We start from the raw sequence: 22,361 nt of genomic DNA, 5'->3' as shown, positions 1-22,361 counted from the left end.
GCCCTCCTGGCCCCTTCGGGGCCCCGGGCCCTGCGGGCGGGTCAGCAGCCGTCGTACCCTGCGGTGGGCATGGACAGCCTGCGGTGGACACCGGCCTTGGCGGGTGCGGTGTAGACGGGTTCCTCCAGGCCGGCGTACTCGAGCCGTACGCCTCGGCGCTCGCACTCGGCGGCGAAGTCCGGCACGGAGCGGAGTGCGCGCGCGAGCACGCGGTCGTTGGGGGCGACGAACAGCTCCACCTCCCCGGACTCGACGCCCGACCACAGCGCCTGGTGATCGGGGCGCAGACCGTGGACCCGGAGCTGCCGGGTGACGACATATCCCTGGTCCTCGGCCCAGCGGACGCACATGGCGTGCTGGCTGCGGGTGTCGACGAGGAACGGGTCACCGTCGAGCTCTTCCAGAGGTGTGAGGCTGGCGATGGCCGCCACCCGTACGTCTGCTGCGACGTCGCCCATCGACGGATCCCCCCGTACGCGGATGCTCCCCCGACCCTACCCCGGCTGTCGCGCTCCGTAGCCGCCGGTCACCCCTCGGGTACCGGCGCACAGGAGCGCACCGGCGTGGTGGGGGCGCTGAGCGCCTACCCTCGTACGCGTACGGGAATGTCGGCGACGTGGACGAGGAGGCGGGGCGGCGGTGGAGGTCACTTGGTGGGGGCATGCCACCTGCACCATCGAGGACAGCGGAGTACGGGTGCTGACCGACCCGCTGTTCGCGCGGCGCCTCGCGCATCTGCGCCGGCGCCGCGGCGAGGTCCCGCCGCCCGGTGCGGCGGTCGCCGACGCGGTGCTGATCTCCCATCTGCACTCCGACCACCTGCATCTGCCGTCCCTGGCCCGCCTGGCGCCCGGCACCCTGGTGATCGTTCCCCGGGGCGCGGTCCGCGCGGTCCCCGGCCTCCGCGCGCTGCGAAGGCTGCGCGGGCTGCGGATCAGCGAGGTCACTCCCGGAGATGTCGTGAAGGTCGGTGAGGTGGCGGTCCGCGCGGTTCCGGCCCTGCACGACGGACGCCGCCTGCCGGTCGGCCCGCACCGGGTGCCCGCGCTCGGGTACGTCGTCGAGGGCGAGGCGCGCACGTACTTCGCCGGCGACACCGGGCTGTTCGACGAGATGGCCGAGGCGGTGGGACCGGTGGACGTCGCCCTGTTGCCGGTCGGCGGCTGGGGACCCAACCTGGGCGACCACCACCTGGACGCCGGGCGCGCGGCTCAGGCGCTGGCCATGCTGGGCCCCCGGTCGGCCGTGCCGGTGCACTACGGCACGTACTGGCCGATCGGACTGGACGGGATCAGGCCGCACGAGTTCCACTCCCCGGGCGACGAGTTCGCGCGTCAGGCGGCCCGGGTGGCACCGGACGTCGCGGTGCACCGGCTGGGCCACGGCGAGTGTGTGAGACCGGAGGCCCGCAGGTGATGGAGGAAGTGCTGCGGCAGCTGCCGACGGAGTCGACGCAGCAGGCCGTCGGCTACCCGACGCTGTTCCTGCTCGTGGCGGTGGGAGCGCTGCTGCCGGTGGTGCCCACGGGTGCGCTGGTGAGCACGGCGGCCGTGGTGGCGTTCCATCAGGGCTCACCGGTCGCCCTGCTCGTGGTGTTCGCCGTGTCCTCCGCGGCGGCTTTCCTCGGGGACCTGTGCCTGTACTGGCTCGGCAAACGCGGGGTGGGGTCGCGGAACGGCTCGAAGTGGCTGGAGGCGATCACCCGCAGAGCGGCGCCCGAGCGTCTCGCGCAGGCCCGGAGGAAGCTGGACGAGCACGACACCATGGTGCTCGTGCTGTCCAGGCTGATTCCGGCCGGGCGCATACCGGTGATGCTGGCGTGTCTGCTGGGAGGTATGCCGCTGCGGCAGTTCGCCCGTGGTGACGTGCCCGCCTGCCTGGCCTGGGCTGCGACGTATCAGCTGATCGGCATCCTGGGCGGCTCGCTCTTCGCCGAGCCGTGGGAGGGTGTGCTCGCCGCGGTCGTGCTGACGGTGCTGATCAGCGGGACGCCGGCGCTGTGGCGGCGGCTGCGGGCACGTCTGGCGGCCCGGGACCGCCCTGCGCCGCCTCCGGCCTGACGGCGGGGCCCGGTGCCCCGGGCCTGGCATCAGGCCGCCAGGACCCGGGAGCCGCCGACGGGCAGGTCCCAGAGGTCACCTCGCGGATGCCCGGCGCGCAGCCAGGCGGTACGGAGCCGGGTCAGCGGTTCCAGCACCGGTTCGGCGGAGAGCAGGAACGTCGCCCAGTGCATGGGTGCCATGGCCCGTGCCCCGAGGTCCTGGTAGGCCTGCACGGCCTCCTCGGGATCGGTGTGCACGTCCGAGAGCCACCAGCGCGGCTCGTAGGCGCCGATCGGCAGCATGGCCAGGTCGAGGCCGGGGTAGCGGCGGCCGATCTCCTCGAACCAGTGCCCGTACCCGGTGTCACCGGCGAAGTAGATGCGCCGCCCCCCGGAGTCGCCGAGCACCCAGCCGCCCCACAGCGACCGGCAGGTGTCCAGGAGGGTGCGCTTGGACCAGTGGTGGGAAGGGACGAAGTCGAAGCGCACGTCGCCCAGTTCCACCGACTCCCACCAGTCGAGCTCCGTGACGCGGGTGAAGCGGCGGCGCCGGCACCACCGGCCGAGGCCCGCGGGGACGAGGAGGGGCGTGTCCCTCGGCAGTCTGCGCAGGGTGGGGGCGTCCAGGTGGTCGTAGTGGTTGTGGCTGATGAGGACGGCGTCGATGTGCGGCAGGTCCTCCCAGCGCACCCCCACCGGGGTGATCCTGGCGGGGGTGCCGAGGATACGGCGCGACCAGACCGGGTCGGTGAGGACGGTGAGTCCGCCGATGCGGACGACCCAGCTCGCGTGTCCGGCCCAGGTGACGGCAAGCGTGGAGGCGTCCGCGGCGGGCAGCGGCTGGGGGGCGTACGGCAGCCGGTGGATGCCCCGGAGCCCCTCGGCGTTGGGCCGGAGAGCGCGCTCCCTCGCCAAGCGAGTCATGCCCCTGACACCCGGGAGGGGTGCGGTGAGCCGGTCGGCGAAGGTACGGGGCCAGCTCCGGATCTCGCCGGGACGGCGCGGCGTCGCGGCGGGGCGGCCCGGAGGCGCGTGGCCGGCCCCGGCGAACGGACGCTCGGTCTGTTCCGTCATCGAGAGGCTCCTGTCATCGGAGTTCGTCGAGGGCTGCTGCGAAAATGCTCAGTGCTCGGGCTACGTGGGGCAATTTCAGGGGCTCCACCGCAGTGAGGGACTCCGTCTGCTCCTCCGGGGTTGAGCCGAGGAGGGGTCCGGTGCTCAGCCGGACCCGCAGCGACCCCAGCTCGTCGCCGAACCGGTGTCCCCCCGGGGCCGGGGCACCGAGCCGTCTCGTCAGGTGATCCTCCAGCTCCATGGAGTCCGTGACCCCGCGGGCGGCCAGCCGGGAGCGCAGCGGGCCGAGATCGGCGTAGAGGTGCCGCCCGGCCTGCGGGGGCCTGGCCAGGGCTCCGGCGGTGAGCACCGCGCGGTGCGCGGCGGAGGCCACCTGGCCCTGGAGCCGCGCGGCCCGACGGATCCGGTCCGCGACCGCGTCGGGTTCTCCCAGCGCGTGCGCCGCGGCCCTGGCCACGGGCTCCGCGACGAGGGCTCCGAGCGCGGTGAGGAAGTCGAGGACACGGGCACGGCGTGCGCCGGCCCGGGCGGTCGCCGGGAATCGTGCGACGGCCACCGGCCAGGCGGCGGGGGTGAGCGCCCCGGCGAGGTCGGTCAGGACGGTGACGTCGTCCGGGCACATTTCCGCGGGACTCAGCAGCACGGTCTCGCGCGGCCGGTGCAGGGTGTCGCGCCAGGTCTCGTCGCTGACGATGTGCAGCCCCTCGGAGACGGCCGCCTCGCAGGTCTCGCGGAGCAGTTCCGGCGGCGCGAGGGTGGCCGTCGGGTCGTCGGCCACCGAGATCAGGAGCAGCCGGGGTCTGCCGCCCTCGGCACGGACTCTGCGTACCGTCTCCAGCAACGCGTACGGATCCGGGATGCCGCCGCACTCGGCGGGCGTGGGCACGTGGTAGGCGGGCCGGCCGAGGAGGCGGGCCTGCGGCATCCACGAGGCGGGGCAGGGCCGGGGCATGAGCACATCGCCGCCGTGCGCGGCGATCAGCGCCGCGAGCAGGGGCTGGGCACCCGGGGCGGCCGCGATGTCGTCGGGGGCGCAGTGCAGCCCTCTACGCTGCCAGTAGCCTCCCGCCGCCTCCCGCAGGATCGTTCCTCCTCCAGGAGGCTCCGGCCGGGTCCAGGCCGCCGACGCCGCCAGCACGCGGGCGAGTTCCGGGAGCACCGGAAGACCGGGGTCGGGCGCGGGCGGCCCGTACCTGACCGGGCCGTGGCCTTCGTCGGAACGCTGGGGCCGCGTCCGTTCGCTCCCGTACATCCCGGGGCCTCCCTACGCCGGCGTCGCCCTCAGGCCCCTTTATACGGAGGTTCCCCCGGGTCCGCCCGCGCACCGGCGCGGGAACGAGCCGGAAATACGCATCCCGGCGCACGCCTCGCGCGTACGCCCTCATCGTTTCCGGCCGGCCCGGTCACCTGCCCACCGGCCAGCCGGCCGCCAAGGTCACCCGGTCACCCCGCGAACGGCGTCCCCGCCGTTCCGTGCCCGGCGTCCGGCAGTACGAGCAGGGAACCCGACAGCGGGTGGGGGGCGTCCAGGCCGGTGCGGGCGGTCGATATGTACAGGTCCCGGAGGCCGGACCCGCCGAAGGCGCACGCCGTGGGTCGGCGTACCGGCAGTTCGACGGTCCTGTCCAGACGGCCGTCGGGGGTGTACCGCCGGACCGCCGCACCGTCCCACAGCGCCACCCAGACGCAGCCGTCGGCGTCGACCGTCAGCCCGTCGGGCCATCCGGCGCCCTGCTCGACGGTCGCGAGGGTTCGCCTGTTCAGGACCCGCTCGCCGTCCACGTCGAAGACGTCGACACGACGGGTGGGCGTGTCGATGTAGTACATCAGCCGGCCGTCGGGGCTCCATCCGGTGCCGTTGCTGATCGTCACCCGCTCCGGAACGAGGCTGACCGTGCCGTCCGGCGCCGTACGGGAGAGGCTGCCGCCCCCCTCCGCCTCGTCGTACCGCATGGTGCCGGCCCAGAGCGCGCCGTCCGGCGCCACGGCCGCGTCGTTGCCCCGGCGCCCGGGGACGGGGTCGTGGACGAGCCAGGAGAAGGAGCCGTCGGCGTCGTGGAGTCCGATGCCGTCCCGGAGGACGACCACCAGGCCACCGCCCGCCCGCGGCTTCGCCGCGCCGACGTGCTGGCCCGTGACCATCACGGTGCGGCTCCCGGTCGAGGGGTCGTAGGTGTGGACACGGGAGGAGAGGATGTCGACCCAGATCAGCCGCTGCGCCTCCGCGTCCCAGGTGGGGCCCTCGCCCAGCACGGCCTGCTCGCGCACGGCCACCTCGGCCCGGGCGCTCACAGCTGGCTCCGGTGGTGGCCGAGGCGGCCGGACAGCGCGTCGGCCCCGCCTGCCGCGAGCTGGGCGAGCTCCGCCTCACGCTCCTCGCTCCAGCGGATCATCGGCACCGAGATGGACAGCGCGGCGACCACGCGTCCGGACCTGTCCCGGACGGGGGCGGCCACACAGCTGACGTCCGGATTCGATTCACGGTGCTCCACCGCTATGCCCCGCTTGCGGACCACCGCGAGCGCCGCCCTCAGCTCCTCGCCGTCGGTCAGGCTGTTGTCGGTCATGGCGACCAGCTCGCGTCCCTCGAGGCGGGCCTCGAGCTCCGCCTCGGGAAGCGCGGCGAGCAGGAGCTTCCCGACGGATGTGCAGTGGGCGGGGAGCTTGCGGCCCGCGGCGGAGACCATGCGGACGGCGTGGGTCGAGTCCACCTTGGCGATGTAGATGACCTCGGCGTCCTCGAGGATCGCCACGTGGACCGTCTCACCGCAGGTCTCCGCGACCTCCCGGGCCACCTGCTGCCCCTCGGCCGCGAGGTCGAGCTGTTCGGCGTAGCGGCTGCCCAGCTGGTACGTACGCACGCCCAGCCGGTAGCGGCCCGGCTGTTCGGGCACCGCCACGAGGTAGGAGCGCGCGGCGAGGGTGGTGAGCAGCTCGTGGACCGTGGTCCGGGGCAGTTGGAGCTTGCGGGTCACCTCGGGGGCCGAAAGCGTCCCCTCCCCCTGGAGGAAGAGCTCGAGAACATCCAGTGCCCTGGTCACCGCAGGGACGAGTCGCCCCATGATCGCCCGCCAATCCCGTTCGACACTCCGGCCAATGACCGGAATCACGAACGCAGGCTAACGGCAGGAAACTTGTCCGGGCAACGCATTCGGCCCCACGAAGCAGGCGGTGCGGGGGCGTACCATCAGATATCACCCTAAGACAGGCGGTCTCCGACGGGGCCCGCCGCGCGTGCCTCCTGGTTCACCGGCCCGTCTCAGGGTATTCGCTGTCGCATGTCGACATCGAACAGTCTGCCGTCCCCCGGCCGCTGGCGGGCCTGGTTCCATCAACGCGATCTCGCTGTCTTCCAGCGGGTGGCCGAAAGACACTGGCCCGGCGCCGAGCCGGTCCTGCCGCGACTGAGCCGCAGCGCCAATCACGGCCTGCTCTGGTTCGGGGCCGCCGCGGGCATGGCGGCGCTGGGCTCCAGCGCCCGCTCCCGCAGGGCCGCCCTGCGCGGGGTCGCCTCCCTCGCCGTGGCCTCGGCCGCGATCAACACCGTGGGCAAGGGGGCGGTGCGCAGGGAGCGCCCGATAGTGGATCTGGTCCCGGTCATGAGGCAGTTGAAGCGGCAGCCGTTCACCACCTCCTTCCCCTCCGGGCACGCGGCCTCCGCTGCGGCGTTCGCGACGGGCGTGGCCCTGGAGTCGAAGGGCTGGGGCGCGGTGGTGGCGCCCGTGGCGGCCGCCGTGGCCGCGTCCCGCGTCTACACCGGGGTCCACTATCCGAGCGACGTGGTGGCCGGTGCGGCGCTCGGCGTCGGTGCGGCGTTCGCGCTGCGCGGCGTCGTACCGACCCGCGGCCAGCTGCCCGCACCCGGAAGGCCCCCGGCCTCGGCCCCGGCCCTGCCCCAGGGCAAGGACCTGGTGGTGGTCGTCAACAGGGAGTCGGGCTCCGCGACCGCCGCGGCGGGCCTCATCCGCGACGTACTGCCGCTCGCGGAGACGGTGGAGTGCGCGCCCGACGATCTGCGGGGATGCATGGAGAAGGCGGCCCGGGAGGGGAAGGCCCTGGGGGTGTGCGGAGGCGACGGGACCGTCAACATGGCGGCGGCCGTGGCGGCTACCCACGGCAGGCCTCTCGCCGTTTTCCCGGGCGGCACGCTCAACCACTTCGCGTACGACCTCGGCATCGAGACCGTCCACGACACGGCGGCCGCCCTCACCTCCGGGGATGCCGTGCGGGTCGATGTGGGACGTTTCCGGCCGGGCCCGAACGGGCCGGACGGGGCACCCGGCTACTTCCTCAACGCCTTCAGCCTGGGTGTCTATCCGGAGCTCGTACGGACCCGGGAGCACTGGTCCCCGAGGATCGGCGGATGGCCCGCAGGGGTGCTGGCGGCCTTCGAGGCGCTGCGCGGCAGCCGGCCGCTCACGGCCGAACTCCAGGGGCGGCGACGCCCCTTGTGGCTGCTCTTCGTGGGCAACGGCATGTTCCGGCGGGTGGGCCCGGCACCGGGCCGCCGGCACAACCTGGCGGACGGACTGCTGGACGTGCGTGTCGTCCACGGCGGACGCACCCCGGGGCTCCGGCTTCTCGCCGCGGCGATCGCCGGCCCGCTCACCCGGTCACCCGTCCACGCCGCGGTACGGCGCCGCAAGGTCCGGATCGCGGGACTCGCACCGGGCACGCCGTACGCCTTCGACGGTGAAGTGGCGCACTCCGGGACCGAGTTGCTCATCGACAAGCTGCCGGAGGCGTTGACCGTGTACTGCCCGATGCCCATCTGATTGTCCATATAGCAAGACGTCGATCTCAAGATACGACATCCCGGCGTACCGTGGAGGCATCGCCTGCGACTGAGGTCCACGAGAGGACGTACGGCCATGCCGAAGGAAACAGCGGTCTACACCCACGGCCACCACGAGTCGGTTCTGCGCTCGCACCAGTGGCGGACCGCCGCCAACTCGGCGGCCTACCTGATCGGTGAACTCCGGCCGGGCCAGACGGTTCTGGACGTCGGCTGCGGACCGGGCACCATCACGGCGGATCTCGCCGCCCTGGTGGCGCCGGGACGTGTGACGGGCGTCGACGCCAGTGGCGAGGTCCTGGAGCAGGCCGCCGCGGCTGCCGCCGAACGCGGCCTGGACAACGTGGAGTTCACCACCGCCGATGTCCACTCCCTGGACTTCCCGGACGATTCCTTCGACGTGGTCCACGCTCACCAGGTCCTCCAGCACGTCGGCGATCCGGTCCAGGCGCTTCGGGAGATGCGGCGGGTGTGCCGACCCGGTGGTGTCGTCGCGGCCCGCGACAGCGACTACGCGGCGATGGCCTGGTACCCGGAGGTACCGGGCATGAGGGAGTGGCTGGAGCTGTACCGCAGGGTGGCCCGGGGCAACGGCGGCGAGCCCGACGCGGGCCGCCGGCTGCTGTCCTGGGCCCGTCAGGCCGGATTCACCGACATCACCCCGACGGCCGCGTCCTGGTGCTTCGCGACCCCGGAGAACCGGGCGTGGTGGAGCGGCCTCTGGGCGGACCGGACCACGGCGTCGGTCTACGCGAAACTGGCCGTGGAGGGTGGACACGCCGACGAAGGGCAGCTGACGGCGATCGCGGACGCCTGGCGCACCTGGGGCGAGGACCCGGACGGGTGGTTCATGGTCCCGCACGGCGAGGTGCTCTGCCGGGTCTGACCGGGTCCCGGCGGGCGAACCGATCACATCATCCGGGGGTGGCAACTACCCTCAAGTGCATGGAGATCCTGGGAACCACGCTGCGCATCTGTGTCGACGACCTGGAGGCCTCGGTGGCCTTCTACGAGGGCCTCACCGGCACTCCGGCACTGCGCTTCGAGCGCGGCGGGGTGTCGGTCGCCGCCATCGGCTGCTTCCTCCTGATGAGCGGGCCGGAGTCGGAACTGGAGGTCCTGCGCAAGGTCTCGGCGACGATCGCCGTCAAGGACGTGGACGAGGCCCACGCCGCGCTGACCAGGGTGGGCGCCAGGGTCGTCGCGGGCCCGGTGCCCACGCCGGCGGGTCGTAATCTCATCGCCCTGCATCCGGACGGTTCGGTCTTCGAGTACGTCGACCGCAACGTGCCCGCCTGAGGGAGCGGGCACGTCGACGGGCGTCAACGCCCGTCAGGGAGCCTCCCCTTCGCCTTCGGTGAAGGCGCCGACGACCAGGTCGGTCAGGAGGTCGCCCGCTGTGCCCTCCGGGTCGAGATCGGGGTCGTAGATGGTGACGTTGAGCCCCACGCATCGGGGGGAGCGGACCAGCGGGGCGAGGAGAGCGGCGAGTTCACCGGGCGACAGCCCGCCGTCGTCCGGGCTGTCGACGGCGGGCATCACGCTCGGATCGAGTACGTCCGCGTCGAGGTGGACCCAGAAGCCGTCCAGGACATCGGCCTCGAGCGTCTGAACGACGGCGCGGGCGATCTCGGCCGGCCCCCACTCCCTGATCTCTCCCACCGTGGCGTGGGTGATCTTCAGTGCGGTCAGCTCGGCACGGTCCTCGTCACCGTCACGCATGCCGAAGAGCCGGACGTCCTCGTCCCGCAGATAGGGCCCGATCCCTTCCAGGTCCGTGAGGTCGGTCTGTCCGCGCCCGGTGGACAGGGCGAGTTCCTCCCCGCCGGCCGCGCCGATACGGTCGCTGTTCCCCGGATGGCGGAAGTCCGCCGATCCGTCGATCGCGGCGAGTCCGAACCGCCCGATCCGCCTCAGGGCGAGCGCCGCGCCGAGCTGGATGGAACAGTCCCCACCCAGGACCACGGGGACTTCACCCGCCCGGACGTGGCCCTCGATGCGGTCGGCGAGCGTGCGCGTGTAGCGGGCGATCGCCGCGGCGTTGAAGACTCCGTCACCCTCCCGCCAGTCCCCGCGGTCGTAGCGCGGGGGCACGACCACGCCGCCCTCCAGCGCTCCGAGCCGCTGGACGATGCGACGCTCGCGGAGCGCGCCGGCCAGCTTGTAGCAGCCGGGCACCGTGCCGGGGGCGGGGGGCCGAAGCCCCAGGTTGGACGGGGCGTCGAGGACCACACGGGTACGCATGCGCCCCATCCTCACCGCACCGGCCACCGCGTGTCAGCGTGTTCGGCCGAAAGACCGTGAACACGCGCCACCGCGCGGATCGGCTGCGCGGATCAGCCGCTTGTCCTGGCGACGCACTCCCTCACCACGGCGCGCAGCCCCTCCGAGCCGGAGAGCAGCTCCCGCTGGGTCCGGGCGCCGGTGCCCCGCGTGAGGACGGCGCGCAAGGCCTCGTCCGCCTGCCGGGAGTCGCCGCTGTCCTCCAGCGCGTCGCTCACATGCGTGAACAGGGCGCGTACGACGTCGGCCGCCGGCTCGGGCCGCATGGTGACCGGATGGAGCAGCCGGCCGTCCACGCCCGAACGGGCGGCCTGCCACGTGGCCATCCGCAGGACGCCGACCGGGACGGGGGCGGGCGGTTCACCGGCCTTCCAGGCACGCGCGGCCGTCTCGACCAGTGCGCGGGCGAGGGTGGCGAGCAGCACGGTGTCGGCGGGGTCGAGGCAGACGTCCGCGACCCTGATCTCCACGGTGGGGTAGCGGTGCGACAGACGTGCGTCGAAGTAGATCATCCCCGCGTCCCGCAGCACCTCCGTGTCGATCAGTGCCTGGACCTCCTGGTGATAGCGGTCCGCCGATCCGAACACCTCCACGGGCCCCGCCGAGGGCCAGCGCCCCCAGACCATGCTGCGGTAGCTGTCGTACTCGCTGTCCTGGCCTTGCCAGAAGGGGGAGTTCGCACTGAGTGCGAGCAGTACGGGGAGCCAGGCCCGCACCCGGTCCAGCACGGCCACGCCCTCGTCGTCCGACTCCACCGACACGTGGACATGGCAGCCGCAGGTCAGCTGCTCCTGGGCCGTCAGACCGAATTTCCGCGCGAGCCACCGGTAGCGCTCGCCTTGGCCTATCGCGGGTCCGACCGGCAGCGGCGAGGTCGCCAGGGCCGCGACCGCGGCGCCCGCGTCAGCCGCGCTCCGGGCCGCCTCCGCCCGCCACCGGCGGATCTCCTGCGCCAGGTCGGCCATCGAGTCGCGTGGCTCGGTCGCGAACTCCAGCTGCTGATCGTGCAGTTCGGTCTCGAAGACCGAGGCGCCCTCGGTCCGTCGCTCGGCAAGGGCCAGTACCGCCGTGGACAGGGCCTGGGGTTCGCCGTTCTCCGCGTCGACGAGCAGGAGCTCTTCCTCCACTCCGACAGTCCGCACGTACTCATCCTCTCCGTCGCCCGCGGACGTCCGGTGCGTCTGTACCGTGTGTGGAGCCCGCTGACCCCCGCGTACCCCCGGCGGCACCGTTCAGGCCGGTTCCGTGGCGGAACGGCGGGGCACGGGGTGGAGCGGGGAGCGGGCCCCGGCTATCGCTTGGAGCGACTGCGGAAGAGGTAGGCCCCGCAGAGCCCTCCTGCCACGAAGACTCCCAGCAGCGCGGCCCAGAGCGGCATCGTGACCTTCGGGATGATCACGCGGATGGTGACCTCCGCGGTGTTCACGCAGATGAAGACGATCGCCAGTACGGCCAGCACGATGACGGCGATCCTGGCAGGGGCGAAGGCGCCCTTGGTCTCGCTGGACACATCCTTGGGACTCATGACGGCCAGCCCTTTCGCCGGTTCCTGGTGCCGGGTCCGGGAACAGCGGTCCCCGGACCCCAGGATGACTCGACCAGGGGTCCGGGGTGCTGCGGAGCAGGGCCGTACGGGTGACGGTCAGCCGACCACGGGAAGCTCCAGGACGCCGGTGTCCTGCGGGGCGCTGACCACGGTCACCGGCTTGATGCCCCGGTTGCCGAAGTAGGCCGTGTCACTTCCCGCGATCACGAAGCGCAGCCGGTGTCCGGCCTCGTACCGGTGCACGATGCCGGGCAGCTCGACGGTGAAGGGGCGGGTGACGTCGGGGACGCGCACCGGGGCGACCAGCCGGTTCACCAGCTTCTGAGTGCCGTCGGGTGCCACGTCGTACACCTTCGCGAAGAGTACGAGCTTGTCCGCCGCGTCCCCGCTGTTCTGCACCCGCTCCGTCTTCGGCGAGACGACCTTCAAGGTCGCCTTCGGCGCTCCGACGACGTCCACCGGCGAGGTCAGCGGGGCACTGGTCCAGGCGAGGTGGGTGCCCTTGGTGTCGTACGGGGCCGGGTCCGACAGCCCGATGAGTCCGGCGAGGGAGCTCTCGGAGTGGCTGGTCGGCAGCAGCAGGTTGGTGTACTGGCGACTGCCCCGGGTGACCTTCGAGCGGCTGTCCACGAGCGAGCCGTCGCCCGAGAGGTACATGGCGCGGGACAGGGCCGGCACCGAGGCAGCGGTGCCGTAGCCGCTCGCCCAGTCACGGTAGTAGGCGAACTCCGGTCCGGTGCCCGCGCTCTCGTCGTGCCGGAGGTAGCGGTCGAACCAGGAGAGGATCCGCTGCCCGACGTAGCTCGTCTCCAGATTGCCCTGGCCGAGGTCGAGTTCTCCGGGCACCGAGCCACCGCTGTGGCCCCAGGCCTGCCAGATCATCTTCGTCTCGGTGCCCTGGGCCTCGAGCTTCCGGTAGGTGGCGGTGGCCTCGTTGAGGTTGAACAGGCTGTCCGCCTGGCCCTGGACGAGCAGCGTGGGCGCGGTGACACCGGACAGATAGGAGGCGGGCGAGACGCTCCGCGCGTACGTCAGCATCTCCCGGGCGGCGGCGTCCGGGTAGCGGCCGGAGTTCAGGAGCCGGATGGTGTCGCAGGCCTTCGCCGCGAAGTGGAGGCAGGAGAGGCTGCCGAACCGGGAGGGGTCGAGGCTCGGCACCAGCAGGTGCTGCCCTTCTCCCATCAGGTAGAAGCCGTTGGTCCACTGCCATTTGAAGACCCCGGGCGTGTCGGAGGAGACACCGCCGGTCGCTCCGGTCGCGTTGGGGGCGAGCGAGTAGGAGAGGTCGTTCCAGGTGATGAGCGGTACGAGGGCGTCCACCCGGTGGTCGGTGGAGGCCGTGGCCATCTGGATGGCCCCGCCGTAGGAACCGCCGATCATCCCGACCACCGGGTCGCCCGGTCCGTCGGAGCTGACGTAGTCGGCCCTGGTGCCGTCGTCGGCGGCGCGGGAGCCCGCGAGGAAGTCGACGAGCCCGGATGCTGCCCTGCCGTCGATCGCGGGGTCGTCCAGCGTGATCAGGCAGCCGGACTTGCCGAATCCCAGACCCGAGTAGACGAGGGATACGTAGCCCCGCTCGGCGAAGGAGGCGCCGATGACGTCGGTGGAGCCGTCGTCCTTGCTGCCGCCGAAGCCGTTGGTCGCGAGGACCGCCGGGGCGGGATGCCCGGCGTCGACACCGTCCGGCCGGTAGAGGTCGGCGTCGACGACGCAGGTACGGTCACCGGCGCGAACGGTGAACTCCAGCGGGGTGACCGTGTATCCGTCCGCCGCCGCGGCGGGCTGAGCGGCCGTCAGGGCGAGCGGGACGAGCAGCGCCGCCCCGGCGATCAACGTGAGTGGGCGGCGGAATCTGGGCACAGCGCGCGACACATGGACCTCCACACCGAGGACACCCTACCGACCGGTAAGTACCGGGCCCGGCCATGCTGTGACACACCTCATACCGCTGTCAACGCACAGGACCGCACTTTCCGCGGGGTGTTGCGCCGGCAGCCACAGGACCGCCGGCGGCACCGACCCTCACACCAGCGCGGGCACCTCGAAGGTGAGCGTGCACCGGCCGTCGGCCGGGGCGTCCAGCACCGCGGGCACGCCGAGCGGGACGGTCAGCGCGGTGGGGCCGTGCCCAAAACCCAACTCCTCGACCACCGGGATCCCGAGGCCGCCGAGCCGGTCGGCGAGCACCGCCCGCACCCCCTCGTAGGGCCCGCACCCTTCCCAGGAGCCGCACACCACCGCGGCCACGCCGTCCAGGGCGCCGATGCGCAGCAGCCGGGTGAGGATGCCGTCGAGCCGGTAGGGCTCCTCCCCGATGTCCTCGATCACCAGCAGCCCGCCCTCGGCCGAGGTCCGCGCCCCGGGGGTGCCGGCGTCCGCCGCGAGCAGGCTGACACATCCGCCGTAGGTGACCCCCCGGGCGGTGCCCGGCACCAGCGCCGCCGCGGTGTCCAGGCCGACGGTGCGTACCGCCTCCGGCTCGAACAGGGTGGTGCGGAGCGACTGCTGGGTGGGGGCGTCCTTGAGGAAGACCTCCGTCCCGACCATGGGGCCGTGCAGGGTCGAGAAGCCGGCCCGCAGCGCGAACGCCTCGTGCAGCACGGTGATGTCGCTGTAGCCGACGAAGACCTTCGGCCCGGCGGCGCGGATGGCGGTCCAGTCGAGCAGATCGACCATGCGGTGGGCGCCGTACCCTCCCCTGGCGCACAGCACCGCGTCCACCGACGGATCGCACCACGCCTCCTGGAGGTCTTCGGCGCGGTGTTCGTCCGTCCCTGCCAGGTGCCCCAGCCGTGGGTGGGTGTCCCGTGCGTGCGGTGCCACGACCGGGTCGAGGTCCCATCCACGCAGGAGGTCGAGACCTCGCTCCAGGCGGTCGGCCGGTACGGGTCCGCTCGGCGAGACGACCGCGACCCGGGCACCGGGCCGCAGTCTGGCGGGGCGGGCCAGGGGCTCCAGGGTCACTTCCTCAGCTCCAGCCGGGGGACGTCGGGGCGGTCGAGGCCGAATGTCTGTGCGTACAGGGAGAGTTCGGCCTCCAGGGCGCTCCTGACGGTGTCGGCGCGACGGAAGCCGTGTCCCTCCCCCTCGAAGGCGAGATAGGCGTGCGGGATGCCCCGTCCTTCGACGGCGGCGAGGAAGCGCTCGCACTGGACGGGCGGGCAGATGGGGTCGTCAAGCCCCTGGAGCAGGACGAACGGCGCGGTGAGGCGGTCCGTGTGATGCACGGGTGAGCGTTCGTGGTAGCGCTCGGGCACCTCGGCGTACGGGCCCACGAGTGACTCCAGGTACTGGGACTCGAAGTCGTGCGTCTCACCGGTCGCCCAGCCCGCGAGGTCGAGGATCGGGTAGCTGATGGCGCCGCAGGCGTAGACGTCGGTCTGGACGAGGGACGCGGCGGTGGTCCAGCCCCCGGCGCTCCCGCCCCGGATCGCCAGCCGTGCCGGATCGGCCGATCCCTCCTCCGCGAGCCCGGTGGCCACGGCAGCGCAGTCCTCCACGTCGACGACGCCCCACTGCTCGCGGAGCCGTTCGCGGTAGGCGCGGCCGTAGCCGGTGGACCCGCCGTAGTTCACCTCGGCGACGCCGATCCCGCGGGAGGTGAAGTAGGCGACCTCGAGGTCGAGTACGAGCTGTGACCGGCCGGTGGGGCCGCCGTGCGCCCAGATCACGTAGGGCGGCAGGTCCCCCTCGGGTGCGGTGAATCCGGGATGCCGCGGCGGGTACACATGGGCGTGGATCTCCCGGCCGCCGGGTCCGGTGAAGGTGCGGATCACCGGCTCGGGACAGAGGGCGGGGTCGACGGCGTCCTGGTGGGGCGCCCCGATGGCGCGGGTGTGTCCGGTGGCGGTGTCCAGTTCCACGACCTCGTACGAGGTGTGAGGGCTCGCGGCGATGCCCACGACCCTGGTGTCCTGGACGGCGATCGTCTCGACCCAGGCGGTCCACGGCCCCACGGCGTCGACGAGTTCGCCAGTCTCCGGGTCGAGCACCCCGAGGGTGGTGGTACCCCGGCCGTGGATGACCGCGATCAGGCCGTTGTCCAGGAGGTGGAACCATCGCAGGCCGATCCTCCAGAGCGGCCCGCCGAACTCCTCGTTCCGGCCGCCGCAGATCCTGTCGGCGGGCGCCGCCGCGTCGGGCCTGATCCGGTGGAGCTCCCACCAGCCCGCCACGTCCGACACGAAGAGCACGGACCCGTCACGGTCCCATTCGACCTGCACGACCGACTCGTCGGCGCCCCCGACCAGCGGACGGACGTCCGTGAAACGGCCTTCTCGGACGTCCGCCACCATCGCGACGGTGCCGTCCCACGGCATCCGCGGATGGTCCCACGCGATCCAGGCGACTCGCCGGCCGTCGGGGGAGAGTCGGGGGCCGGTGACGAACCTGTGGCTGTCGTCGGTGAGTTCACGGACGGAGCCCCGGTCGTCCGCGGCCGATCCGTCCAGGGGTACGGCGGCGATCACCCGCCGGACGTCGGTCGGCGACGGTCCGGTGAACTCCTCCAGCACACACCACACCTCGCCACGGCCGAGGTGCAACTGCGGGTCCACCCAGCGCAGTCCGCCGCCGGGACCCGACTCCGGGGTGAGCGGCCACGGCTGGTCGGGGCCGTCCGGCGCGTAGGCGTAGAGCCGCTGGTCGGGGAAGTGGACGAAGACGACGAGCGGTCCGCCTTCCTCCCGCTCCGACCCGGCCCAGGGGGTTCCGCCGTACTCGATGACCCGGCTGCGCGGATTCCACGGTTCGGGGAGCGCAGACCGGATGGTGCCGTCGGCCGTGCGGCGCACGAGGGCGCGGCGGCCGCCCTCGGCGGGGCGCGGCTCCGTCCACCACACCTCGTCGCCGACCGTTCCGACGAACTCGGGCCGCCCGTCGTGCGACGCGGCCAGCGCCGCGTCGATCGGTGACGGCCAAGTGCCGTACGCCGCTGTGGACACCATGGTCGGGTTCCCCCTCTTCGGTCGGGCGGTGCGCCGCTGGTGGGCGCACCGCCGCGGTGCGGTTTCGGCCGGGTCGTGCGGGTCCGGTCCGGGTCAGGCGTGACGCAGGAAGTGGTCCAGGACCCTGACACCGAAGTGCAGGGCGTCGACGGGGACCCGCTCGTCCACGCCGTGGAACAGCGCCTGGTAGTCGAAGCCGACGGGCAGCTTCAGCGGTGAGAAGCCGTAGCCGGTGATACCGAGGCGGGAGAACTGCTTGGCGTCGGTGCCGCCGGACATGCTGTACGGGACGGCGTGCGCGCCGGGGTCGAAGAGCTCCACGGCCGCGCGCATCTTCGCGAACGTGGGTGAGTCCACGGGCGCTGTGAGCGGGATCTCCCGATGCTCGAACTCCCACTCGACCCCGGGGCCGGTCAGCCGGTCGAGCGTCTCGTGGAACTCCTCCTCACCGCCCGGCACCATCCGTCCGTCGATGCGGGCGGTGGCGTGGCCTGGGATGACGTTGACCTTGTAACCCGCTTCCAGCATCGTCGGGTTGGTGCTGTTGCGCACGGTCGGCGCGATCAGCGCGGCCGCGGGCCCCAGCTTCCCGAGGACCTCGTCGACGTCGAAGCCGGGAGCGTCGGGGTCCACCCGGATGTGGTGGAGGGCCGCGATCTCGACGAGGGCGGCGCGGACGGTCGGGGTGAGCCTGACGGGCCACTCGTACTCACCGATCCGGGCGACGGCGGCGGCGAGCCTGCTGACGGCGTTGGCCCTGTTGACCTTGGATCCGTGACCGGCCCTGCCCTCGGCGGTCAGCTTGAGCCATCCCGTTCCCCGCTCCCCCGCCGCGATGGGGTAGAGCGACATGCCGGGTCCGGCGTGGAAGGTGAAGGCCCCGGACTCGCTGATGCCTTCGGTGCACCCGGCGAAGAGGTCACGGTGCCGGTCGGCGAGGAATCCCGCCCCGTCGCGCGCGCTGGCCTCCTCGTCGGCCGTGTAGGCGATGACGATGTCGCGGCGTGGCCGGACACCCGCGCGCGCCCAGGCCCGGACGACGGCGAGGACCATGGCGTCCATGTTCTTCATGTCGATGGCGCCGCGCCCCCAGACGACGCCGTCGCGGACCTCGCCCGAGAAGGGGTGCACCGTCCAGTCGGACGCCTCGGCGGGCACCACGTCCAGGTGACCGTGGACCAGCAGGGCGTCCGCCGACGGGTCGGTGCCCTCGATCCGCGCGACCACGTTGGTCCGGCCGGGGGTGCGCTCCAGGAGAGCGGGCTCCACCCCGGCCGCGGCCAGCCGCTCGGCGACGTACTCGGCGGCGGGGCGCTCCCGGCAGCTGTCGTCGCCGCGGTTGGACGTGTCGATGCGGATGAGCTCGGAGGTGAAGGTGACCGATTCGCCGAGCGCCTGCTCGTCGACGGGTCCGGTGGGGTGGTCCGCCTCAGCCATACTGTTCCTCCACGGCGGCCGACACGATCGTCGTCACCGCCTTGAACGTGCGAATTCCTTCGTACATCGTCCCGCTGGTGTAACCGACCCGGCGCTCGCCGCACACCGCCACGCCCGGGACCACGGTGGCGGCGCCCGCCAGATGCTCGGCGTCGAACTCCAGCTCCACCCGGTAGGAGCCGCTGGTCACGGGCGGGCGGCGGACGGCCAGCGGGGCCGCCTCGGCGGCGGCCGCCCTGATGTCCGCCGCGGTCCGTGCCGGGGTGCGGCACACCGCGGCGTACCGCGAGACGTAGTCCTTGACGGCGACCGTGCGGGCGTCCGGGGCGTAGCCGGCGGCGTCCACGCAGGTCAGGTCGTCGCCGGTGACCAGGACGACCGGGACTCCGTACTCCGCCGCGACATGGGCGTTGAGCAGCCCCTCGCTCGCGCGGACACCGTTCAGCCAGACGCCGGTGATGGAGTTGGCCAGGTAGGTGTGGGCGAGCACGCCCTCCGTCCCGGCGCCCGTGTGGTAGCCGACGAAGGCGAGGCCGTCGACGTCACCGTGCTGGATGCCCTCGACCATGGAGAGCGTCTTGTGTCTGCCGGTGATCATCTGGACCCGCTCGTCGAGCTGCTCCAGGAGGAGGTTGCGCATGCTCCAGTGCGCCTCGTTGACGAGCACCTCGTCCGCGCCGGCGTCGAGGAAGCCGAGGGCGGCGGCGTTGACGTCGGAGGTGAAGAGGGAACGGCACCGCTCCCATTGCGGTGTACCGGGCAGCACGTCGGCCGGCCAGGTGACTCCGGTGGCGCCCTCCATGTCGGCGCTGACGAGGATCTTCACGGTGGGCGGTCCTGTCGCTGGTCGGTCGGTCCCCCGTCCGTCGCCGGCCGGAGGATCTTCGTGCCGGATCACCGTACGCGCCGGGACAGCGCCGGGCCAGGGCCTCGATGATCTGTCACTGGTCCAGTCCGGTGAAGCCTTCCGCCGCACGGTAGGCGCGCGGCGGAAGGCCCGGGACCGCGCGGCCCGTCAGGGGCGGGCGGTGCCCTTGACGAGCTCCGCGATGCGGGCGAGCTCGTCCTCGCCGAACTCCAGCCCGCGCACCGCCTGGACGCTGTTCTCCAGCTGGGCGACGCTGCTCGCGCCGACGACCGCGGAGGTGACCCTGCCTCCGCGCAGCACCCAGGCCAGCGCCATCTGGGCGAGGGACTGACCGCGTTCACGGGCCAGGTCGTTCAGCGCGCCCAGCCGGCCGACCAGGTCGGGGGTGACGGCCTCGGCGGAGAGGAACGGGCTGGTCCCCGCCGCGCGCGAGCCGTCCGGGATGCCGTTCAGGTAACGGTCCGACAGGATGCCCTGTTCCAGCGGGGAATACGCGATGGAGCCGGTGCCGAGCTCGTCGAGGGTGTCCAGCAGTCCGTCCTCCACCCAGCGGTCGAGCATGGAGTAGCGCGGCTGGTGGATGAGGAGGGGGGTTCCCAGCTCGTTCAGGATGCGGGCGGCCTCGCGGGTCTGCTCGGCGGAGTAGTTGGAGATTCCCGCGTAGAGCGCCTTGCCCTGCCGCACCGCCGTGTCGAGGGCGCCCATGGTCTCCTCGAGCGGGGTGTCGGGGTCGAAGCGGTGCGAGTAGAAGATGTCGACGTAGTCGAGACCGAGCCGGGTCAGGCTCTGGTCCAGCGAGGACCGCATGTACTTGCGGGAGCCCCATTCCCCGTACGGGCCCTCCCACATGTGGTAGCCCGCCTTGGTGGAGACGACGATCTCGTCACGGAGCCCGGCGAAGTCGGTCCTCAGGGCGCGCCCCATGGCGATCTCTGCGGAGCCGGGGGGCGGGCCGTAGTTGTTGGCGAGGTCGAAGTGGGTGATGCCGAGGTCGAAGGCCCTGCGGAGGATCTCGCCCTGGCTCTCCGGGGTCCGGTCGCCTCCGAAGTTGTGCCAGAGGCCGAGCGACAGCGCGGGCAGCAGCAGGCCGCTGCGTCCGGTGCGCCGGTAGGGCATGGCGTCGTAGCGGTCGGCGGACGGAAGGTACATGCGGGCACTCCACGGGACACGGTCCAGCGCTCCAGGTCAGGAGCTCGTGTCCAAGACTGTCGGAGAAGGATCCAGCGGTCCAACAGGAGATTCCGCTGGGATTGATCGGATAGATTGCTGAATCATGGAACTGCGTCAGCTGGAGCACTTCGTCGCCGTCGCCGAGGAGCAGCACTTCACCCGGGCGGCCGAGCGGCTGGCGGTGTCCCAGTCCGGCCTTTCGGCGTCGGTGCGCGCACTGGAGCAGGAGCTGAGGACGCCGCTGTTCAGCCGCACCACGCGTTCGGTCCGGCTCACCGAGGCCGGGGCCGCGCTGCTGGTCGAGGCGGAGCGCACCCTGGCGGGCGCACGCGCGGCGCGGGACGCCGTGGACGCCGTGCGCGGGCTGCTCCGCGGCACCCTGACTCTGGGGGTGGAGCAGTGTGTGGCCGGGGTCAGCACGGCCCGGCTGCTCGCGGCCTTCCACCGGGAGCACCCGCACATGGAGATCCGGCTCAGGCAGGAGGGGACCTCCAGCCTGCTGGAGGGCGTCGCGGGCGGGCGGCTGGACCTCGCCTTCGCGGCGACCGTCAGCCCGCCGGAGTGGCGGGGCGGACTCGTCCCGCTGGCACGGGAACCCATGGTCGTCCTGTGCGCCCCCGGCCACCGCTTCGCCCAGGAGGGCACCCCGGCGGGATGGGAGGACCTGCGCGGCGAGTCGTTCATCGACTTCCACCCGGACTGGGGTCCCCGCCGGGCGGCGGACGAGGCCTTCGCCGCGGCGGGGGTGCGCCGCACCGTGGCGCTGGAGGTCAGCGACGTGCACAGCCTGCTGGAACTGGTGCACGAGGGCCTGGGGATCGCCGTGGTGCCGCACCACTTCTGGCGGAAGCCGGAGGCGGACGGTCTGGTCGCGGTCGAGCTGGAGGGATCCCACCGACCGTTCTACGAGAGCGTGGTGGTGCTCCCGCCCGCAGGTGCTCTGAGCCCGGGGGCGCGGGCGCTGATGACGCTGGTCCGGGAGTCCGGGCCGCACTGAGCGGCGCCTGCCGTCGCCGCTCCGTTCCCCACCGGGCGGCGGGTGCGCCGTCCCGAGTGTGCGAAGAACACCGACTGTCAGCCGCCGAGCGCCTCGGCGAACGCGCCGGCTTCCTGCCGGACTCCGCTGCAGGTGTCCGAGGCCTTCGCGGCGTTCACACCCGGCGCGCACTGCTGGTCGCGGAAGGACGCCCACATGGAGAGCGCGCCGACGCCCCGACGGGTGGCGTAGGAGCGCAGGGAGGCCGCGTCCGCGAGGGTGAAGGTCTCCCCCGCCACGTCGTTGACCCCGATCATCACCGTGATGTGCAGCGCCTTCCACGCGTCGTCCCGCGACAGCCCGAGGACCTCCACGAGCTGGTCGTGGGCGGCCTGCGCGGCGCTCTCCGCGTAGTCGCCCATGTCGCCGTCGTGGGAGGTGCTGTAGTTCATCGCCATGATGTTCACCGCCGCGATCTCCACCCCCTGGTCCACCGCGTCCCGGAGGAGGGCGGTCCCGGTGTCCTCCAGGCCGTCGGGCATCACGGGCAGGGTGTAGGTGACATCGAGGTCGCGCTGTTCCTGGAGCAGGGCGACGGCCTCGTTGCGACGGGTGACGGAGGCGGTGTCGGTGAGCGCGTCACCCTCGATGTCGAAGTCCGCAGCGGTGGCTCCGACGGCGTCGAGCGCCTTCGCGTAGGCGTCCGCCAGCTCCTGGGCGCTGTCGCAGGCCAGCGCCGCCTCGGTGCCCGCGGCGCCGCCGAAGGAGACCCTGACGTCAGCCCCGGCGGCGGTCAGCTCGCCGACGCGTGCCGCGACCGCCTCGGAGGTGAGCGCCGTGGAGCCGCCCCAGAGGGGCGAGCAACTGGAGGCGTCGGAGGTGACGAAGGCCAGGTTGTAGGTGTCGGGCGCACCGGCACGGTCCGTCGTGGCGGCGGTCGTCGCACTGACGTACGGCGCGTAGCGGGTCTGTGCCGCCGGTGGCGAGGGGGCCCCGCCGGCCTGGTCGGCGACACCGCCCGCAGAGCAGGCCGAGCAGGCAAGGCCGAGCGCGAGCAGCCCGGCCAGGGCGGATCCTCGTGGGCCCGCGAAGATCCGCCGGACAGACCCCTGGGCCGTGTGGGCCCGAGCGCGCCTTTGCATGAGTGTGTGCACCTGTCCTGGAGGGGAGTCCCGGGGCAGCGGTGGATGCCACCCCGTCCGCTCGAACCTCTCACATCACGGGG

General features: G+C 72.7%; 21 protein-coding genes. 6 read left to right on the top strand and 15 right to left on the bottom strand.

Features of this window, described 5'->3' with window-relative positions; translation table 11 throughout:
* Positions 1-41: 41 nt before the first annotated feature.
* Positions 42-458 (bottom strand): hypothetical protein, encoded by a 417-nt coding sequence (locus tag ACGFNN_RS18000; RefSeq protein ID WP_362672530.1) that lies wholly within the window; start codon positions 456-458, stop codon positions 42-44.
* A 181-nt stretch (positions 459-639) separates the two neighbouring features.
* Here ACGFNN_RS18000 and ACGFNN_RS17995 point away from each other — a divergent pair, with 181 nt between their 5' ends.
* Both ACGFNN_RS17995 and ACGFNN_RS17990 read left to right on the top strand, forming a co-directional pair.
* Positions 640-1,416 (top strand): MBL fold metallo-hydrolase, encoded by a 777-nt coding sequence (locus ACGFNN_RS17995; protein WP_393556900.1) that lies wholly within the window; start codon positions 640-642, stop codon positions 1,414-1,416.
* On the top strand, positions 1,416-2,060 hold the full coding sequence (locus ACGFNN_RS17990) for a VTT domain-containing protein (RefSeq protein ID WP_362672555.1): 645 nt from the start codon (positions 1,416-1,418) through the stop codon (positions 2,058-2,060). The genes ACGFNN_RS17995 and ACGFNN_RS17990 overlap by 1 nt, the downstream gene beginning before the upstream one ends.
* A gap of 29 nt (positions 2,061-2,089) precedes the next feature.
* Here ACGFNN_RS17990 and ACGFNN_RS17985 read toward each other — a convergent pair whose 3' ends face one another.
* The 4 genes from ACGFNN_RS17985 to ACGFNN_RS17970 all read right to left on the bottom strand — a co-directional run bounded on the left by ACGFNN_RS17985 (position 2,090) and on the right by ACGFNN_RS17970 (position 6,177).
* Positions 2,090-3,115, bottom strand: a complete 1,026-nt coding sequence (locus ACGFNN_RS17985) for an MBL fold metallo-hydrolase (protein WP_362672524.1) — start codon at positions 3,113-3,115, stop codon at positions 2,090-2,092.
* 13 nt (positions 3,116-3,128) lie between these two features.
* Entirely contained in the window at positions 3,129-4,367 is a 1,239-nt protein-coding gene (locus tag ACGFNN_RS17980) for an aminotransferase class I/II-fold pyridoxal phosphate-dependent enzyme (protein ID WP_393556898.1), read from the bottom strand.
* Between the two features lie 191 nt (positions 4,368-4,558).
* Positions 4,559-5,407, bottom strand: a complete 849-nt coding sequence (locus tag ACGFNN_RS17975) for an SMP-30/gluconolactonase/LRE family protein (RefSeq protein ID WP_393556896.1) — start codon at positions 5,405-5,407, stop codon at positions 4,559-4,561.
* Positions 5,404-6,177, bottom strand: coding sequence for an IclR family transcriptional regulator (locus ACGFNN_RS17970; RefSeq protein ID WP_362544559.1), 774 nt, complete (start codon positions 6,175-6,177; stop codon positions 5,404-5,406). The genes ACGFNN_RS17975 and ACGFNN_RS17970 overlap by 4 nt, the downstream gene beginning before the upstream one ends.
* Positions 6,178-6,393: 216 nt before the next feature.
* Between ACGFNN_RS17970 and ACGFNN_RS17965 the strand changes: the two genes are divergently transcribed.
* The 3 genes from ACGFNN_RS17965 to ACGFNN_RS17955 all read left to right on the top strand — a co-directional run bounded on the left by ACGFNN_RS17965 (position 6,394) and on the right by ACGFNN_RS17955 (position 9,209).
* Positions 6,394-7,890: a bifunctional phosphatase PAP2/diacylglycerol kinase family protein gene (locus ACGFNN_RS17965; RefSeq protein ID WP_393556894.1), complete on the top strand. Its 1,497-nt coding sequence runs from the start codon at positions 6,394-6,396 to the stop codon at positions 7,888-7,890.
* 96 nt (positions 7,891-7,986) lie between these two features.
* Positions 7,987-8,796 carry a methyltransferase domain-containing protein gene (locus tag ACGFNN_RS17960; RefSeq protein WP_393556892.1) on the top strand — a complete coding sequence of 270 codons (810 nt, stop codon included), beginning with the start codon at positions 7,987-7,989 and terminating at the stop codon, positions 8,794-8,796.
* Positions 8,797-8,855: 59 nt separating this feature from the next.
* Positions 8,856-9,209: a VOC family protein gene (locus ACGFNN_RS17955; protein WP_362544568.1), complete on the top strand. Its 354-nt coding sequence runs from the start codon at positions 8,856-8,858 to the stop codon at positions 9,207-9,209.
* Between the two features lie 33 nt (positions 9,210-9,242).
* On the opposite strand, the gene ACGFNN_RS17950 is transcribed toward ACGFNN_RS17955, so the two are convergent.
* The 9 genes from ACGFNN_RS17950 to ACGFNN_RS17910 all read right to left on the bottom strand — a co-directional run bounded on the left by ACGFNN_RS17950 (position 9,243) and on the right by ACGFNN_RS17910 (position 20,139).
* Positions 9,243-10,154 carry an arginase family protein gene (locus tag ACGFNN_RS17950; RefSeq protein WP_393556890.1) on the bottom strand — a complete coding sequence of 304 codons (912 nt, stop codon included), beginning with the start codon at positions 10,152-10,154 and terminating at the stop codon, positions 9,243-9,245.
* Positions 10,155-10,246: 92 nt separating this feature from the next.
* Positions 10,247-11,335, bottom strand: a complete 1,089-nt coding sequence (locus ACGFNN_RS17945) for a glutamate--cysteine ligase (RefSeq protein ID WP_393556888.1) — start codon at positions 11,333-11,335, stop codon at positions 10,247-10,249.
* Between the two features lie 149 nt (positions 11,336-11,484).
* Positions 11,485-11,718 carry a DUF1049 domain-containing protein gene (locus tag ACGFNN_RS17940; protein ID WP_362544577.1) on the bottom strand — a complete coding sequence of 78 codons (234 nt, stop codon included), beginning with the start codon at positions 11,716-11,718 and terminating at the stop codon, positions 11,485-11,487.
* A 117-nt stretch (positions 11,719-11,835) separates the two neighbouring features.
* Positions 11,836-13,623 carry a CocE/NonD family hydrolase gene (locus tag ACGFNN_RS17935; protein WP_393556886.1) on the bottom strand — a complete coding sequence of 596 codons (1,788 nt, stop codon included), beginning with the start codon at positions 13,621-13,623 and terminating at the stop codon, positions 11,836-11,838.
* Between the two features lie 138 nt (positions 13,624-13,761).
* Positions 13,762-14,703: an LD-carboxypeptidase gene (locus tag ACGFNN_RS17930; protein ID WP_393556884.1), complete on the bottom strand. Its 942-nt coding sequence runs from the start codon at positions 14,701-14,703 to the stop codon at positions 13,762-13,764.
* The gene (locus tag ACGFNN_RS17925) at positions 14,700-16,685 is read right to left on the bottom strand and encodes a prolyl oligopeptidase family serine peptidase (RefSeq protein WP_393556882.1); all 1,986 of its coding nucleotides are present in this window, start codon (positions 16,683-16,685) and stop codon (positions 14,700-14,702) included. Before ACGFNN_RS17925 ends, ACGFNN_RS17930 begins: the two co-directional genes overlap by 4 nt.
* A gap of 93 nt (positions 16,686-16,778) precedes the next feature.
* Positions 16,779-18,122, bottom strand: coding sequence for a M20/M25/M40 family metallo-hydrolase (locus ACGFNN_RS17920; protein ID WP_393556881.1), 1,344 nt, complete (start codon positions 18,120-18,122; stop codon positions 16,779-16,781).
* Complete coding sequence (locus tag ACGFNN_RS17915) at positions 18,115-18,948, bottom strand: M55 family metallopeptidase (protein WP_362544592.1); 834 nt, start codon at positions 18,946-18,948, stop codon at positions 18,115-18,117. The genes ACGFNN_RS17920 and ACGFNN_RS17915 overlap by 8 nt, the downstream gene beginning before the upstream one ends.
* Before the next feature lie 189 nt (positions 18,949-19,137).
* Entirely contained in the window at positions 19,138-20,139 is a 1,002-nt protein-coding gene (locus ACGFNN_RS17910; RefSeq protein WP_393556879.1) for an aldo/keto reductase, read from the bottom strand.
* A gap of 124 nt (positions 20,140-20,263) precedes the next feature.
* Here ACGFNN_RS17910 and ACGFNN_RS17905 point away from each other — a divergent pair, with 124 nt between their 5' ends.
* Complete coding sequence (locus ACGFNN_RS17905) at positions 20,264-21,157, top strand: LysR family transcriptional regulator (protein ID WP_362544598.1); 894 nt, start codon at positions 20,264-20,266, stop codon at positions 21,155-21,157.
* 77 nt (positions 21,158-21,234) lie between these two features.
* On the opposite strand, the gene ACGFNN_RS17900 is transcribed toward ACGFNN_RS17905, so the two are convergent.
* Positions 21,235-22,278, bottom strand: coding sequence for a chitinase (locus ACGFNN_RS17900; RefSeq protein ID WP_393556877.1), 1,044 nt, complete (start codon positions 22,276-22,278; stop codon positions 21,235-21,237).
* Positions 22,279-22,361: the final 83 nt, after the last annotated feature.

It is taken from the genome of Streptomyces sp. NPDC048590, from assembly GCF_043199535.1.
In the GTDB taxonomy this organism is placed as follows: domain Bacteria; phylum Actinomycetota; class Actinomycetes; order Streptomycetales; family Streptomycetaceae; genus Streptomyces.
Note: the sequence above shows the minus strand (reverse complement) of the source record. Positions and strands in the feature narration are given on the sequence as shown.

Coding starts and splice junctions, on each gene's coding strand:
- ACGFNN_RS18000 (WP_362672530.1), bottom strand. CDS start 458: ATGGGCGACGTCGCAGCAGACGTACGGGTGGCGGCCATCGCCAGCCTC.
- ACGFNN_RS17990 (WP_362672555.1), top strand. CDS start 1,416: ATGGAGGAAGTGCTGCGGCAGCTGCCGACGGAGTCGACGCAGCAGGCC.
- ACGFNN_RS17985 (WP_362672524.1), bottom strand. CDS start 3,115: ATGACGGAACAGACCGAGCGTCCGTTCGCCGGGGCCGGCCACGCGCCT.
- ACGFNN_RS17980 (WP_393556898.1), bottom strand. CDS start 4,367: ATGTACGGGAGCGAACGGACGCGGCCCCAGCGTTCCGACGAAGGCCAC.
- ACGFNN_RS17970 (WP_362544559.1), bottom strand. CDS start 6,177: ATGGGGCGACTCGTCCCTGCGGTGACCAGGGCACTGGATGTTCTCGAG.
- ACGFNN_RS17965 (WP_393556894.1), top strand. CDS start 6,394: ATGTCGACATCGAACAGTCTGCCGTCCCCCGGCCGCTGGCGGGCCTGG.
- ACGFNN_RS17960 (WP_393556892.1), top strand. CDS start 7,987: ATGCCGAAGGAAACAGCGGTCTACACCCACGGCCACCACGAGTCGGTT.
- ACGFNN_RS17955 (WP_362544568.1), top strand. CDS start 8,856: ATGGAGATCCTGGGAACCACGCTGCGCATCTGTGTCGACGACCTGGAG.
- ACGFNN_RS17950 (WP_393556890.1), bottom strand. CDS start 10,154: ATGCGTACCCGTGTGGTCCTCGACGCCCCGTCCAACCTGGGGCTTCGG.
- ACGFNN_RS17940 (WP_362544577.1), bottom strand. CDS start 11,718: ATGAGTCCCAAGGATGTGTCCAGCGAGACCAAGGGCGCCTTCGCCCCT.
- ACGFNN_RS17925 (WP_393556882.1), bottom strand. CDS start 16,685: ATGGTGTCCACAGCGGCGTACGGCACTTGGCCGTCACCGATCGACGCG.
- ACGFNN_RS17920 (WP_393556881.1), bottom strand. CDS start 18,122: ATGGCTGAGGCGGACCACCCCACCGGACCCGTCGACGAGCAGGCGCTC.
- ACGFNN_RS17910 (WP_393556879.1), bottom strand. CDS start 20,139: ATGTACCTTCCGTCCGCCGACCGCTACGACGCCATGCCCTACCGGCGC.
- ACGFNN_RS17905 (WP_362544598.1), top strand. CDS start 20,264: ATGGAACTGCGTCAGCTGGAGCACTTCGTCGCCGTCGCCGAGGAGCAG.
- ACGFNN_RS17900 (WP_393556877.1), bottom strand. CDS start 22,278: ATGCAAAGGCGCGCTCGGGCCCACACGGCCCAGGGGTCTGTCCGGCGG.